Below are 13633 nucleotides of genomic sequence, written 5' to 3' on the forward strand. Positions count from 1 at the left end.
ATCTATTTTTTATCTATCTCTTTATCAAAGTGTATTTGTAACACTTTAAGCAGTATTTCTTTTAACTCATCCTCTGAAGAAGCTTTATTTTTATTCACAAATAATACTTTTCGTTTTTTATTTGCCATATCAACCTCCTAGAATAAGAATTTTAATATATACTATGCGTTGATTGATTGTCTATATTTCTAATAAAGCTTCCTATATCCTATCTATAATTAATTATTTTAATTTTACTTTTAATCATTGAGCTTAGTAAGATTGAAAACCAAGAGCAAATGCTTACCATTGTTCATAAAGAAAAAGCTGCGCCGTTCCCTTCCCTTGTAACATCTTGCAATGCCAATAAGACTGCCACAATAATAATAACACCAGATGAGGTTAGCGTTATTGCATTGGCAGTTTTATTTAAAAGTGAAGCTATTGAATTGCAATCAATAGTAGATCTTCCTGTAGTTTCTGTTCCTCATAGCTGATTTTGAAGAAGGTATGATTGATGAAGTTGGATATTGTAATAAATAACAACAATGTAATTGGGAGAAAAAACTTAGATATCATAAAAAAAGATTATTTATCAAAAATTAAAGAATCGCAAATGTTAGGAGAATATGAAGATTAATTGGTTAAATTGAGGAGATGTCCTAATGATTACTACAACAGATAGCTCTATTAAAACATTGACCTCCCCCATATCTGAAGTCCATATAAAATTAGAGCTGATGGATCACAGCGAAAATATTTTAGATGTATTTACCCATCATGTTAATAGCGACACAATCGGAGATATATCAGTGAATGCAGATAGAGATATAAGAAGAATGTTTACCCTTACATTAGACAACAGGGATGGAAAATTTACTTGGAATGAAGATAGCTTGATTTGGATAGATAACAAGAAAATTAAATTATAGATTGGATTAAGAACTCCTTTTGGAATTGAGTATGTTCCACAGGGAGTTTTTATTATGACTCAACCAGAAGCTACAAATACCCCACAAGAGAACACCGTGTCCATAAGTGGACAAGATCAATGGTATTTGCTTACTGGGAACTTTGGAAGGTTTACTCATGAAACAACTATCAATGCTGGAACCAACATTAAAGAAGCAATAAAAATACTTGCTCAAGGTGCTGGTATTAAAAATACGATTCTTGATGATACAGATATTATTGTTCCCTATGATCTAACCTATCAAATTGGTCAAAACAGAGGTACTGCTATGAAAGAGCTAACTTCAAAGTGTCATTCCGATGGTGAATATTTTTATGATATTTATTTTGATATTAATGGATATTTAAGATTTGGAAAATACCAAAATCCACTGCTTGATTCCCCCTGCTGGACTTATAAAATTGACAATACTACTCTTTATGCTGGTAGTACTCGTAGATTAGATGATACTGAACTTTTCAACCATATCCTTGTTCTTGGTGGTTCATCAAATACAGCAGAGTTTAGAACAGAAATAGTGATTGATGATACCCTTACAGAATGGGCGAACCACCCCTACTCTATTCAAAGAATTGGAAATAGGTTTTATGCTTGGAATGATGGAAACCCTGATAGTAATATTGACACACAATCTCAATGTGATGCTAGAGCAAAATTCGAACTAAAAAAGAGATTGCAATATATAGAGAAAGTTTCTATCAATATTGCTCCTAACTATCTCCATGAAGTAAATGATGTAATTGAGATCATTGATAGTAACAATGGTTGTGTTGGAAATTATCAACTAAAACAATTTTCCATCCCTATTAAACCAAAAATAATGATTGCTGAAGCTATAAAAATTAAGGAGGGATTGCCTTAAATGAAACAAGAAAAATTTATTCAAATGATCCATAATATCATTGATAATTACTTGAGAAAAAAGGGATTACTTACCCATGAATGGCATTTGGGTATAGTCACAAATGTAAATGCAAATGGTACATTGAATGTATATATTAATGGTAGTCCTAATATCTCCCCTTCTATTCCAGCTAACCAAGATATAACTTTTGAAGCTGGAAATCCTGTTTGGGTTCATTTTGTAAATAGAAATCCTCAGAGTTTATTTGTACCCTATAAAAGGCAAATCGTATCACAATAGTTGTTTTTATGTCTTCCTATCAACTAATACTATGTAAAAAAATATCCATACAGGAGGGATCAAAAATGGATAAAAAAGAATATTCTTTCCATGATGATGTAAAAGAAACCATAAAAGATCATGAAGAAAGAATTAGAGATTTAGAGATATTCAAACATGAATTTAAATTCCAACTATCAAATATTGAGAAAAACCAATCGGATTTAAAAGCTACAGTACTTGAAATGGGCAGTGAGCAATCAAAAAATTTCAAGCTCATATTAGAGAAGTTTTTCAATATCACTGATGAAGCTGTTAATGCTAAAAAAAAAATCACCCTTATAGATAGAAAAGAAGTTTGGGGTTTGATTGCACTGGTTGTTGGTATGATATTAACCTATTTATTAAATCTAAAGTAAAGGATGATCCTATGGCAAAATTCAAAACATTTCTCAATGATACTAATGGACTTACAGAACGTGACTTTGAAAAAGTTACAACTGGAGTCCTTTTCATTTTGACCGTTTTATCTGTGCTCTATCGTTATTTAAGGTATGCAGAAACCAACAAAGATATCATTTACTTGGTTTCAATCTTAGGTTCTTTGTTTGTGATTAGAAAGGGAATCTCATATTTTAAACCAGATAGATATTATCAGAACACTATGGGCGATGTAAACTTTGATCCAAACACAAATGATACTAGGAGGGATATTGATGAAATATGATGTTATGACAAAATACCTTCTTCCTTTAAACCATCCTAACAGGCGTGGTACAAAATTGATTTCCCCTAGAGCTCTAGTCATCCACTGGACAGCTAACTTATCAAAAGGTGCTGATGATATTGCAAATGCAAAATATTTTGGCAGAGCATGGGAACGTGACAATGGCAGATATGAGGAAAAAGGTACAAATGTTAAATTTAGATATGGTTCTGCTCACTATATCGTAGACCAAGACAGTATTCAAAACACCATCCCTGAAGATGAAATTGCTTACCATGTTGGAAATAGAAGATATACTAACTTTGCAAAGAAACACTTTTTGACTACAAATGGACAATGCTACCCAAATGCTTTTACTATTGGTATTGAAATGTGTGTGAATGCTGGTAGTGATTGGAGTAAAACTTGTGAGCTTACTGCTGAATTAGCATCTGATATTATGATTAGAAATAATATAGGGATTGATATGTTGATTAGACATTATGATGTGACTGGAAAAGATTGTCCAAGACCTTTTGTTTCTGATGTAAAAGCTTGGATGGCTTTTAAGAATCTAATTGCTCAGAAAATCGCTGAAAAAACTGGTGTAAGTAATGAGTGTATTTTCAAGGATATTGAGGATCACTGGGCGAAGGAAATAATTGAATATATGGCTGAAAAAGATATCGTCAAAGGCGATAATAGTGGTTATTTTTATCCAAATAGACCTATGACTAGAGCTGAGGGGGTTACGATTCTGTACAAGGCTCTTACACTGTTTGAAAAAGTAATCTAAGGAGGTTCTCAATGAAAATAGATATGAATATTGTTTATGCTATTGGTTTAGTAATAGCATTATTTGGTTTTATAAAAATTGTTGCTCCCTATCTAAAAAGAAAAGACATGGACTATTACAAAGAAGTGAAATTAGCACTGATGTTATTTGGATATTCATTTAGGGATGATAAGCTAAAAAAGATTTCAGATATATCACTTGAGGTAGTCAGAGGATTAGAGGAATTATCCATCCGTTCTCAAGAAAAACATGATGAAGCAGTATATCTAATCTCAAAGCAACTTGTAGATACTTTTGAAATAGATGTAAAAGCAGAAGCATTGGAATTGATCGTTCAGGTTGCAGTAGCTTATTTGCCTAAAGTATAGGAAAAATGAATGGTGTGGGATAGTCCACACCATGATACATATTTTGATATATCAATATTCATTGCTAAATTTAAGAATATCATAAAGATCTTTTAAATATATTTTCTTAGAGAACAAATACTTAATTTTAATCAATCATAATCTTGTAATCTCTATTAAATTATTTTATTTCTTTAGTAAGCGATGTAACAAATAGCGTAAAACAAAAAATAAGGCACCTATCTGCTGATAAATAGCAAATCGTGCCTTTATTTTTTTGTAAATTTTAGAAAAATCCTTCGCTAGCTACATCCTTGATATATTTGTATTGTTTTTTGATTAACTCCTTGAATTCTTCATCTGATAATTCATTAAATAGATTTGTACCTTCCTCGATCAGTGTATCAAAAATTAATTCTGCATAATCACGATCTTCATTGACCATTTTCCTGTATCTTTTCTCTACTTCATATGGGAAATCAAGACTATAGGTAATGCAATCCATTTCTCCATCTAAATAAGCTTTGGTCATATCCATTACAAAATTTATATGAGTCATTTTTGCTAGCTCCCTTCGGGGTCATTTATTTTTTGTTTGTTCGTATGACAATTTTCAGGTAACTTATCTGACCAGGGCATATAATCATCTAAAAGTTCAGGCGTTTCATTAAAATTTACATTAGGCAAACTTTTAAATATATGTACTAGATATTCATAAGGATCTAGATTATTTGCAGCTGCAGTTTCAATAATGCTAAATATAAGAGCATTTGCCTCTGCACCCTTTGGAGTATCTGAAAATAGATAATTCTTTCTAGCTATTGCTACTGGACGAATAGCAATTTCTGATAAATTATTAGAAAGTGGAATACGTCCATCTAATAAAAAATTTTGAAAATATTCTTTATGATTGAGTGTATATTTCAAAGCTTTATTCAAGGATTCCTGATTAGTTTTTATGGATTTTGCCCACCAAAAAAAGGCATTCAAAACAGGAATACTCTGTTCTATACGCTTTTGTTTTCTTTCTTCATGAGAAAGTTTTTTCCATTTTCTTTCTAGGGAAAATAATTTATTGCAATAAGCCCTTCCTTTTCCACCAGCAGAATCTGGAATCTCTTTTTTTCTACTATCAAGGGGAATAGCTTCCTTATAATATCTTCTTAGATGTGTCCAACATAAACATCTTGTTATGTTGTCTACTTTTTCATACCCTGTGTAAGCATCCGAAATAAGATACCCAGAAAAACCTTCTAAGAATTTTCTAGCATGCTCACCTGCACGAGTGCGGGTATACTGAAACAGTATAATGGGTGCTCCTTCACATTCACCATTTCTATGCATCCAAAAGTAAGATTTACTAGAAGGCTTTCGACCTTTTTCCTTATTGCATTGGTGGGTAGTTTCATCACTCATAATGATTTCATAAGTAACTAATTGCTTTTTCATCCTTTCATACAATGGTTTTAGCCAAGAGTAGGCACATTGTATTACCCAGTTTGACATATTTGATCGTGATAAAGCAATGCCCATACGCATCCATTCTTTTTCCTGTCTATAAAGAGGCACCGGCTAACACATACTTTTGGTGCATAATCCATGCCACAGAAGTTGGTGAAGCAAGAGAACGTTTCATAACAGGTTTAGGTACAAAAGCTTTCTTGATAACTGCATCTGGGTATTCATCACAAGTACCACAGGTAGTACATTTATATATATATTGTACATATTCTGTAACCTTTACCTTTGCAGGAATAAATTCTATTTCGCTACGTACTTTTTTCTTTCCGATTATAGCTAATGAAGAATTGCAGACATCACATATAGCATCTTTCTCATCTATGGCGCACTCTACTACATCTCGGGGTAAAGCTTTTATTAAGCGTTCTTGATCCCCTTTCTTACGTTTTAACCGAGCGTGAGCTCTTACAGGAAATACTTCTGTAGTATTATCACAGTCTAGTTCAGTTAAGATTCCCTCGGTCTCATCAAAGATGTAGAGTTGCTGATCATTAACGGTTTTTTCACTGGATGCTCCAAATTGCTTCTTTGAAGCTTGTAAAAGTGCCTGAGTAAGTGCTTCTACATTATGCTCTAGACTTTCGATGCGTTTTTGCTGTATTTCATTTTCCTGACGGAGTCTTTTTTCAGACTCTTTTAAGATAGAAAATTCCCTAGCTAAAGCTGTCTGCATAAGTATATATCCCCTTTAAAAAAATACCTTTATTATACCATATAAGCATTGAATTTACTAGGTTTCAAGCGGTTTTAGATGAGAAAAAAATACTAGAGTTGATCATAAAATAATGAGAGGATATAAAACTTGTAAATGGTAAAAAATATCTTTTCACTAGGTAATTATTGTTAGAATACAGTACCTGATGTATCTACATTTTTAGCATGGGCTTTTTTCTGATCTATTTGAAGACCTTCTAAAAGCCAGCGTAATTCTTGCTTATTAATATTTCTAAGATCTCCTTTCGTTTTTGGCCATTGAAATTTCATGTGTTCTACTAAATTCTTTGAGGCAAGTACAAATCCATTTCCATCCCATCTTAATGCTTTAATAGCAGTACGTCTTTTATTACAGAATAGAAACAAACTTTTCCCAGCGTAAGGATCTAGTTTAAATTGAAGAGCTACCATAGAAGATAATCCATTGATTTGTTTTCGAAAATCAGTATATCCAAGGGCAAGATAAATGTGCTCCACACCATCTGCCATATGTTGAATCATAGCTTTTTCAGAACTTTTAAAAGTTCTGCCAATGTAGAAGGATTAAAATCATCAGCAATGCCTATAGAATAATCTCCATAGTTTAAAGATAATTTATAACCTGTAGTTTGTAGAACAAGAGATTTTCTATTATTAGTATCCTCAAGTACTATTTCTGCAAATTGCTGGCATGCTACTTTATCTTTATTATGAGATGTCTTTAATTTTTTCACCCAATAATGATAAGTACTATCCTTTAATCCTTGTTGATTACACCATTTCTTTATACTCATGCCACTTTCGCGGCAATCTAAAATCCGTTGAGCCCATTTTTCTGCAATGGCAGAATTTCTTATCATTAAATAACCTTCTGATCATGATATCTTATTCTTGTATTAAGATATCATGATCAGAAGGTTATTGCACTACGCCATATGTTCCACCGCTTACAATTATTATCAATATAAATACTTTTTTTCTCTTTGAAATCAATCTATTTTTCCCCACTTTTTAAAATATTTCTTATAAACTATAATACTTCTTTAAAAAGTTCAACAAACTTTATAAATTCCATTCCGACTTTATCTGCATAGCTTAATAGATCACTATTTTTATCATATTCGATATCTATAAATACTCTTAACCAATTAGAATTTCTAACTCCTTCACTTATTTGGGTAGGATAATTTATTCGACTTTCAATTCTTTCTTTATTTTTATTATAAGTTTCTAATAGCTGTTTAGATGATTTATCATTTCTAGCGGATAATTCTAATCTAAATGTTCCTTCCCTTTTTCTATAACCTAATGCAAATACTAATTTACCATCAACTTCAGAATAAATTTTGGCATACGTTTTTCTGCTATTATAGTAGGCTTTGTGCCCTCGTGATTTTGCCATAGAGACAATATTATTAAAAAACTCTACAATTTTATCTGGTTGAACTAACTTCCCTTTAGATTTTTCAATTTTCTTTTTGTTAATAAAATAGTCATCTATGCTATAAGTGGGTATTAATTGATTAATATCAACAATTACATTATTCAAACTATCTAATTTATATGGAATAATAGACATGCATTTAATATCTATATTATTCTGTGATAACCAAGCACATACTGATAGAATTCTTTTATCAATTTCTTTTCCAATAATAACGATTCTTTGCCCAGTATTTAATATTCCATTTAGTAAATCCTCTGAATCAACTTCCAGAAAGTCCATTATATTTTCAAGAGCACTTTCATTTATATTAAATTTCTTTAAATATTCATCATATACTTCAATAATTTCACTAGGATTTAATGTAGAACAATATGAACAGTATTTTAATGCTTGAAAGTCAACGTTTCCGCCTGTCTTATCTCGTTTAACTTCTATAATTACCAGATTTCCATCTTTATCCAAAGCTAATAAATCTAAACGCTCATTTACTTCAAATTTATCATACTCATGACCAATAATTATTAATTCTTCTCCTAATACTGTGGGCTCTTTTCTAATCCATTCTTCAATATTATCTCTTTCTTTTAACTCATTTTCTACAAATGTAGATTCTGATATTTTTTCCAAAACATTCTTCTCTGAATTTAGTTTATACATAGATACTCTCCTATCCAAAATAAGTATGAAAAATTAAAAGCATATCATCATATTTGACGATATACTATTAAACTTCTCTATAATTATATACCAATTTAATCCAATTTTCTACAATACAACATTTATACGTTGTGAGTAACCCTTACTCCTCTCTTCAACACAAAAACAAAATACGTTGGCTCTGAGAATATCAATTCTCTCTACCAACGCACTCAGCTTGTCCACCTTTTCTCTAAAAATTAACAGCACCCTCAACGTGCCTTACATTCAGACTCTTATCAAAATACTTATGTATATCAAACAATCCTTTTGTACCAACGAGTTCCGTTACCCACCTGGATAACTTATTTTAATCTTCCCACATCGAGCAAGCATGGGACCCATCAAAAATATAGAAGATCTCATTTCTCTTACTAAATTTTCTGGAATTTCATGAGAAGAAAGGGTACTTGAATCCACCCTTAATGCATATTTGTCAAAAGTTACTTTACATCCAATGGCTTTTAATATTTGTATCATTGAGTGCACATCACTAAGATTTGGACAGTCAAATAGTATATTTTCTCCACCATTCATAAGGGTAGCAGCTAAGATTGGAAGGACTGCATTTTTTGCTCCACCAATTCTTATTTCTCCATTTAACTCATTTCCTCCTCTTATCAAAAACTTACTCACATACTCCACCTCCGAGATATATTCATAAATGATATGATTACATTTTTATAACTTCCTTATAATCAAATAAAGAATAGGTAATATATTAATCATTTTATGCATAATTCTCGAAGGTGTTCCCATAACAATTATACAAAATCATTTTATGATTTAATTAGATTTAAAATATTCGTATAAATCATATCTGTAGCATTTGGCTTTGATAGTTCTTTACTTTTAGCTTCCATTTCTTTTAGACGCTTTTCATCATTTAAAAGTGAATTTAGTAAATTAATAATATTTCTATCTGTTAGCTCTTTTTCAGGTAATAAGACAGAAGCTCCATTTTTTTCTAATACCTTAGCATTGAATTCCTGATGATTATTGGCTACATAGGGAGATGGTATTAAGACTGTAGGCAGTCCCATAGCTGTAACTTCAGCAAGAGTAATCGCACCTGCTCTACACATAACCAAATCACTAGCTCCCATATATTTTGCCATATCATGAACATACTCCATTACTATAATATTATCTTTCATCTTAAAGTTATTCTTATTGATCATCTTTAAGATAGGTTCATAATGTTTGCTTCCTGTAACAAGGATCAAACGAATATCCTTTCGTCCATTAAATTTTCTTAGAACTTTTGCCATGGTTTCATTTATTTTTTTTGCGCCTCTGCTTCCTCCAAATGTCATTACCACAAAAGAATCATCATCGATTCCTAAAACTTTACGACATCCTTTTTTATCAACATCTATAAAATCTTTTCTTACAGGATTTCCTGTTACAACGATTTTATTATTATTCCCAAAGTATTCTTTGGATTCTTCAAAACTAACTAATATTTTATTCACAAATTTTGAAAGTATTTTATTTGTCATACCTGGAATAACATTTTGTTCATGGATTACAGTTTTAACATTTAACAGCGAAGCAATAAAAACAACAGGTCCACAAACATATCCTCCAGTACCTATTACTAAATCTGGCTTGAATTTTCTAATTATTTTTGTAGCATCCTTTATTCCTAAAAACAAATCTTTTATAGACGAAAAAGTATCTATAGACAACTTTCTCTTAAAACCGCTAACGGTAATCGTTTCTAATTTATATCCCGCCTTAGGTACAAGCTCACTTTCTAATCCTTTTTTTGTACCTACAAATAGAATTTCAACTCCTTTTATTTCTTCCCTTATCTTATTGGCTATTGCAATTGCAGGATAGATATGACCTCCTGTACCTCCACCTGAAATTAATACCTTCATTACTTCAACTCCTATCTAAATTCGAATACCTAGATATATTTAACAAAATTCCCATAGCTGCCATAAATATTGCCAATGAATTTCCTCCCCAACTAATAAATGGTAAGGCGATTCCAGTAACAGGCATAGAAGAGGTAGCAACTGCAATATTTATAATTACTTGCACAGCCACCATAGCTGTTATTCCTGAAGCAAGTAAACAGCTAAATAAATCTGGAGCATTAATAGAAATTCTAACCCCTCTCCAGATTAATAAAAGAAATAAAAGAATCACCGTCACACAACCAATAAATCCTAGTTCTTCCCCTATAATCGCAAATATAAAATCATTTTGTGGTTCAGGTATGTAAAGATATTTTTGGATACTTTTTCCAAGACCTACACCAAATAATCCTCCTGAACCTAAGGCATAGAGGGATTGAATTACTTGATATCCTGAACCCTGAGGGTCTGAAAAAGGATCTAGAAAACTAGTTAATCTTTTCATCCTATAAGGTGCTATTAAAATCATAACTGTTAAAAAGGCAAAACCACCAATTCCCATAGCTATTACATGAAACCATCTCATCCCTGCCACAAACATCATAGCTGCAATAATCATAGTAATAGTAACTGCCGTACTCATATTAGGCTGTAATATAATCAATCCAAAATATATGCCTATAATGATAAAACATGGGATAACCCCGTTCACAAAATTTTTAATTTTTCCAGGTCTTCTAGAGAGAATAGACGCCATAAAAATAATAGCACATATTTTTGCAATTTCTCCTGGCATGATTGTAACTGATCCAGCCCCTAACCATCTTCTAGCACCATTTAATTCTTTTCCAAGAGGCGTAAAAATCAGCATTAATAAAATCAAACTGAATATATAGGCATAGGGTGCTATTTTTTTATATTTCCAATAATCATAATTCATTGTGAAAAACATGCCTAATACGCCTAGCCCTGCCCACATTAATTCCCTTTTTAGAAAGTGATAAGAATCATTCATTTTAGAAAGAGCATAATAATGACTAGAACTAAATACCATAATAATCCCTACTACAACCAATATTAACACTGTAAGAAAAAGGGTAAAATCACTTGACCTTTTTTTTGCCACTTAGTTTACCCCCTCAATATTTTTACACATTCTTTAAAGTGCTCACCTCTAACTTCAAAACTAGGATACATATCCCAACTTGCACAAGCTGGTGATAAAAGTACCGTATCTCCATTTTGTGAAGCTTCTGCTGCCGTTTTTACTGCTTGTTCCATATTTTCTACAATTGTACATCTAGAGAATCCATTCTCCTCAGCTGTTTTCTTTATTTTTTCAGCTGTTTCTCCTATTAAAATCATTTCTTTCACCTTTCCATTAAAGGAATCAATGAATTCTTTGAAGTCACTTCCTTTATCCATTCCCCCAGCAACTAAGACAATAGGTGTTTGCATTGCTTCTATTGCTTTAATGGCTGCATCAGGATTTGTACCTTTAGAATCGTTTATGAAACGCACTCCTTTGATTTGATCAACAAATTCTATTCGATGCTCAACGCCCATAAAACTTTTTAATCCATCTCCTATAATACTAGCATCAATTCCAGCAAAATAGCAAATAGCCGTTGCAGCTAATGCATTTTCTAAATTATGCTTTCCAGGAATATTTAAATCATCTATGTGGCAAATTCTTACTTCTTTATGATGATTTTTTACAACAATATATTCATCAGCAACATAAGCTCCCTTTTCTAGATAGGTCTTCCTACTAAATGGGATTATATTTGCCTTTGTATCATTTTTCAAATCATAAGTTAACTCATTATCTACATTCAACACTACATAGTCTTCCTTGCATTGATTTTTAAATACATTAGCCTTAGCCTTTACATAGTTTTCCATTGTTTTATGTCTATTTAAATGATCTGGTGTAATGTTTAAAATAGCTGAAATTTTAGGTCTAAAATCAATAATACTTTCAAGCTGAAAGCTACTAACCTCAGTGACCATAATAGCTTCTTTACTAGCCTCTAATGATTTTGATACAGCAGCAATCCCAATATTTCCAACAACATAGGTCTCTTTTTCTGCTCTTTTAAATATTTCTCCTGTTAGAGCTGTTGTTGTTGTTTTTCCATTAGTCCCTGTAATAGCAATGAATTTTCCCTTACATAACCTATATGCCAATTCCAATTCTCCTATGACTATTATGCCCATATTTTTTGCCTTTTGGATAAAAGGTAAATCTGTGGGTACTCCTGGACTAAGAACCATTATATGAAAAGCTGATAAATTTTTTGGATGCTCTCCTAAAATGAACTCTATTTCATCAACCTTTAAATCTTTTAAAATATCCTTTAAAGCATCCTCCTTTTTCATATCATTAACAGTCACTTTAGCACCTAACTTTAATAATGTATTTACAGTTGGTATTCCTGACCTTCCTAATCCCACTACTAAAACATTCTTATCCTTTACGAACAATATATACACCCACTTTCATTTCTGTAAAAATTAATTTAAACTAAACAATCCTATTATACATAATAATAAGGTAACAGACCAAAATACAATAACAACCTTTGTTTCTTTCCATCCCGTTAGTTCAAAATGATGATGGAGTGGACTCATTTTAAAAATTCTTTTTCCTGTTAGCTTAAAAGAGGTTACTTGCATAATTACAGATAATGCTTCTGCAAAATAAATTCCTCCAACAATAGGAATTAAAAGGGTTAGATTCATTAATATTGCAATAGCTGCAACAGCACCACCTAGTGCCATAGATCCAGTATCTCCCATAAATACTTTTGCCGGGTAAGCATTAAATCTTAAAAAACCTAAACAAGCACCTGTTAAAGCTCCACAAAATACTGCAATACTAGGATACCCCCAATTCATAGCTACTAAACTAAAAAAAGAAGAAACGATCAAAGTAACACCTGCTGCCAATCCATCCAAACCATCTGTTAAATTTACACTATTTGCAGTTGCCACCATAACTGTCACAATAAACGGAATATAAAGAACCCCTAAATCCAAGTATTGATTGATAAAAGGAACCAATATTTTCGTTCCGTACTGAGATATAGATGACTGATATAAGGCAATGAGTACAGCAACAATAATCTGACCTATCAATTTTTGATATGCTTTAAGTCCTAAATTCCTTTTTAGCACTACTTTTATAAAATCATCTATAAATCCTATAAGCCCAAATGAAATTGTAGCAAACAAAATAACATATAAATCCCTGTTTACATTCCCTGAAGTTAAGGTAGTGATGCAAATAGCAGCAATCATAATTAACCCACCCATTGTAGGTGTTCCTGATTTAGACATATGAGATTTTGGTCCCTCATCCCTTATACTTTGTCCTACCTTTAATCTACGTAATATAGGTATTACGATAGGTCCTAAAATAAGTGTACTAAGAAATGAGAATATAATCATTATAATTAGTTGTTGATAATGTATCATCAAA

At 31.7% G+C, this 13633-nt stretch carries 21 protein-coding genes; 9 read left to right on the forward strand and 12 right to left on the reverse strand.

Annotation, left to right across the window (positions count from 1 at the left end):
• Nucleotides 1-2: 2 nt before the first annotated feature.
• The gene (locus tag K7H06_RS21375) at nucleotides 3-128 is read right to left on the reverse strand and encodes a hypothetical protein (RefSeq protein WP_281426057.1); all 126 of its coding nucleotides are present in this window, start codon (nucleotides 126-128) and stop codon (nucleotides 3-5) included.
• A gap of 150 nt (nucleotides 129-278) precedes the next feature.
• Between K7H06_RS21375 and K7H06_RS09720 the strand changes: the two genes are divergently transcribed.
• The 9 genes from K7H06_RS09720 (at nucleotide 279) to K7H06_RS09755 (ending at nucleotide 3945) form a co-directional block, all read left to right on the forward strand.
• Nucleotides 279-476 (forward strand): hypothetical protein, encoded by a 198-nt coding sequence (locus K7H06_RS09720; protein ID WP_223039670.1) that lies wholly within the window; start codon nucleotides 279-281, stop codon nucleotides 474-476.
• Nucleotides 477-496: 20 nt separating this feature from the next.
• On the forward strand, nucleotides 497-619 hold the full coding sequence (locus tag K7H06_RS21380) for a hypothetical protein (RefSeq protein WP_281426058.1): 123 nt from the start codon (nucleotides 497-499) through the stop codon (nucleotides 617-619).
• 25 nt (nucleotides 620-644) lie between these two features.
• Nucleotides 645-911, forward strand: coding sequence for a hypothetical protein (locus K7H06_RS09725; RefSeq protein WP_223039671.1), 267 nt, complete (start codon nucleotides 645-647; stop codon nucleotides 909-911).
• 54 nt (nucleotides 912-965) lie between these two features.
• Nucleotides 966-1814, forward strand: a complete 849-nt coding sequence (locus tag K7H06_RS09730; protein WP_223039672.1) for a hypothetical protein — start codon at nucleotides 966-968, stop codon at nucleotides 1812-1814.
• Nucleotides 1815-2096, forward strand: a complete 282-nt coding sequence (locus K7H06_RS09735) for a hypothetical protein (protein WP_223039673.1) — start codon at nucleotides 1815-1817, stop codon at nucleotides 2094-2096.
• A 65-nt stretch (nucleotides 2097-2161) separates the two neighbouring features.
• The gene (locus K7H06_RS09740) at nucleotides 2162-2494 is read left to right on the forward strand and encodes a hypothetical protein (RefSeq protein WP_223039674.1); all 333 of its coding nucleotides are present in this window, start codon (nucleotides 2162-2164) and stop codon (nucleotides 2492-2494) included.
• Between the two features lie 11 nt (nucleotides 2495-2505).
• Nucleotides 2506-2802 (forward strand): hypothetical protein, encoded by a 297-nt coding sequence (locus K7H06_RS09745; protein WP_223039675.1) that lies wholly within the window; start codon nucleotides 2506-2508, stop codon nucleotides 2800-2802.
• Nucleotides 2792-3577, forward strand: coding sequence for an N-acetylmuramoyl-L-alanine amidase (locus tag K7H06_RS09750; RefSeq protein ID WP_223039676.1), 786 nt, complete (start codon nucleotides 2792-2794; stop codon nucleotides 3575-3577). The genes K7H06_RS09745 and K7H06_RS09750 overlap by 11 nt, the downstream gene beginning before the upstream one ends.
• An 11-nt stretch (nucleotides 3578-3588) precedes the next feature.
• A complete protein-coding gene (locus tag K7H06_RS09755) occupies nucleotides 3589-3945 on the forward strand; it encodes a hypothetical protein (protein ID WP_223039677.1) in 357 nt (118 codons plus the stop codon).
• A 265-nt stretch (nucleotides 3946-4210) separates the two neighbouring features.
• Here K7H06_RS09755 and K7H06_RS09760 read toward each other — a convergent pair whose 3' ends face one another.
• The 11 genes from K7H06_RS09760 to mraY all read right to left on the reverse strand — a co-directional run bounded on the left by K7H06_RS09760 (nucleotide 4211) and on the right by mraY (nucleotide 13629).
• Nucleotides 4211-4483, reverse strand: coding sequence for a hypothetical protein (locus K7H06_RS09760; RefSeq protein WP_223039678.1), 273 nt, complete (start codon nucleotides 4481-4483; stop codon nucleotides 4211-4213).
• Between the two features lie 5 nt (nucleotides 4484-4488).
• A complete protein-coding gene (gene tnpC / locus K7H06_RS21220) occupies nucleotides 4489-5463 on the reverse strand; it encodes an IS66 family transposase (RefSeq protein ID WP_343216821.1) in 975 nt (324 codons plus the stop codon).
• Between the two features lie 16 nt (nucleotides 5464-5479).
• Entirely contained in the window at nucleotides 5480-6118 is a 639-nt protein-coding gene (locus tag K7H06_RS21225) for an IS66 family transposase zinc-finger binding domain-containing protein (protein ID WP_246637676.1), read from the reverse strand.
• A gap of 170 nt (nucleotides 6119-6288) precedes the next feature.
• The gene (gene tnpB / locus K7H06_RS09770) at nucleotides 6289-6648 is read right to left on the reverse strand and encodes an IS66 family insertion sequence element accessory protein TnpB (RefSeq protein ID WP_223039679.1); all 360 of its coding nucleotides are present in this window, start codon (nucleotides 6646-6648) and stop codon (nucleotides 6289-6291) included.
• 8 nt (nucleotides 6649-6656) lie between these two features.
• Entirely contained in the window at nucleotides 6657-6998 is a 342-nt protein-coding gene (tnpA, locus tag K7H06_RS09775) for an IS66 family insertion sequence element accessory protein TnpA (protein ID WP_223039680.1), read from the reverse strand.
• Nucleotides 6999-7168: 170 nt separating this feature from the next.
• On the reverse strand, nucleotides 7169-8242 hold the full coding sequence (locus tag K7H06_RS09780) for a PDDEXK family nuclease (protein ID WP_223039681.1): 1074 nt from the start codon (nucleotides 8240-8242) through the stop codon (nucleotides 7169-7171).
• Between the two features lie 327 nt (nucleotides 8243-8569).
• A complete protein-coding gene (locus K7H06_RS09785) occupies nucleotides 8570-8917 on the reverse strand; it encodes a UDP-N-acetylglucosamine 1-carboxyvinyltransferase (RefSeq protein WP_223039682.1) in 348 nt (115 codons plus the stop codon).
• Between the two features lie 143 nt (nucleotides 8918-9060).
• Nucleotides 9061-10167, reverse strand: coding sequence for an undecaprenyldiphospho-muramoylpentapeptide beta-N-acetylglucosaminyltransferase (gene murG, locus K7H06_RS09790; RefSeq protein WP_223039683.1), 1107 nt, complete (start codon nucleotides 10165-10167; stop codon nucleotides 9061-9063).
• A gap of 4 nt (nucleotides 10168-10171) precedes the next feature.
• A complete protein-coding gene (gene spoVE / locus K7H06_RS09795) occupies nucleotides 10172-11275 on the reverse strand; it encodes a stage V sporulation protein E (RefSeq protein WP_223039684.1) in 1104 nt (367 codons plus the stop codon).
• 5 nt (nucleotides 11276-11280) lie between these two features.
• Complete coding sequence (gene murD / locus K7H06_RS09800) at nucleotides 11281-12636, reverse strand: UDP-N-acetylmuramoyl-L-alanine--D-glutamate ligase (RefSeq protein ID WP_223039685.1); 1356 nt, start codon at nucleotides 12634-12636, stop codon at nucleotides 11281-11283.
• A gap of 30 nt (nucleotides 12637-12666) precedes the next feature.
• Nucleotides 12667-13629 (reverse strand): phospho-N-acetylmuramoyl-pentapeptide-transferase, encoded by a 963-nt coding sequence (gene mraY / locus K7H06_RS09805; protein ID WP_223039686.1) that lies wholly within the window; start codon nucleotides 13627-13629, stop codon nucleotides 12667-12669.
• Nucleotides 13630-13633 lie beyond the last annotated feature (4 nt).

Source organism: Crassaminicella profunda, from assembly GCF_019884785.1.
GTDB lineage: Bacteria > Bacillota > Clostridia > Peptostreptococcales > Thermotaleaceae > Crassaminicella > Crassaminicella profunda.

Excerpts from the sequence above, each read along its gene's own strand:
- K7H06_RS21375 (WP_281426057.1), bottom strand. The coding sequence starts at position 128 with ATGGCAAATAAAAAACGAAAAGTATTATTTGTGAATAAAAATAAAGCT.
- K7H06_RS09720 (WP_223039670.1), top strand. The coding sequence starts at position 279 with ATGCTTACCATTGTTCATAAAGAAAAAGCTGCGCCGTTCCCTTCCCTT.
- K7H06_RS21380 (WP_281426058.1), top strand. The coding sequence starts at position 497 with ATGAAGTTGGATATTGTAATAAATAACAACAATGTAATTGGGAGAAAA.
- K7H06_RS09725 (WP_223039671.1), top strand. The coding sequence starts at position 645 with ATGATTACTACAACAGATAGCTCTATTAAAACATTGACCTCCCCCATA.
- K7H06_RS09730 (WP_223039672.1), top strand. The coding sequence starts at position 966 with ATGACTCAACCAGAAGCTACAAATACCCCACAAGAGAACACCGTGTCC.
- K7H06_RS09735 (WP_223039673.1), top strand. The coding sequence starts at position 1,815 with ATGAAACAAGAAAAATTTATTCAAATGATCCATAATATCATTGATAAT.
- K7H06_RS09740 (WP_223039674.1), top strand. The coding sequence starts at position 2,162 with ATGGATAAAAAAGAATATTCTTTCCATGATGATGTAAAAGAAACCATA.
- K7H06_RS09745 (WP_223039675.1), top strand. The coding sequence starts at position 2,506 with ATGGCAAAATTCAAAACATTTCTCAATGATACTAATGGACTTACAGAA.
- K7H06_RS09750 (WP_223039676.1), top strand. The coding sequence starts at position 2,792 with ATGAAATATGATGTTATGACAAAATACCTTCTTCCTTTAAACCATCCT.
- K7H06_RS09755 (WP_223039677.1), top strand. The coding sequence starts at position 3,589 with ATGAAAATAGATATGAATATTGTTTATGCTATTGGTTTAGTAATAGCA.
- K7H06_RS09760 (WP_223039678.1), bottom strand. The coding sequence starts at position 4,483 with ATGACTCATATAAATTTTGTAATGGATATGACCAAAGCTTATTTAGAT.
- tnpC (WP_343216821.1), bottom strand. The coding sequence starts at position 5,463 with ATGCGTATGGGCATTGCTTTATCACGATCAAATATGTCAAACTGGGTA.
- K7H06_RS21225 (WP_246637676.1), bottom strand. The coding sequence starts at position 6,118 with ATGCAGACAGCTTTAGCTAGGGAATTTTCTATCTTAAAAGAGTCTGAA.
- tnpB (WP_223039679.1), bottom strand. The coding sequence starts at position 6,648 with ATGGCAGATGGTGTGGAGCACATTTATCTTGCCCTTGGATATACTGAT.
- tnpA (WP_223039680.1), bottom strand. The coding sequence starts at position 6,998 with ATGATAAGAAATTCTGCCATTGCAGAAAAATGGGCTCAACGGATTTTA.
- K7H06_RS09780 (WP_223039681.1), bottom strand. The coding sequence starts at position 8,242 with ATGTATAAACTAAATTCAGAGAAGAATGTTTTGGAAAAAATATCAGAA.
- murG (WP_223039683.1), bottom strand. The coding sequence starts at position 10,167 with ATGAAGGTATTAATTTCAGGTGGAGGTACAGGAGGTCATATCTATCCT.
- mraY (WP_223039686.1), bottom strand. The coding sequence starts at position 13,629 with ATGATACATTATCAACAACTAATTATAATGATTATATTCTCATTTCTT.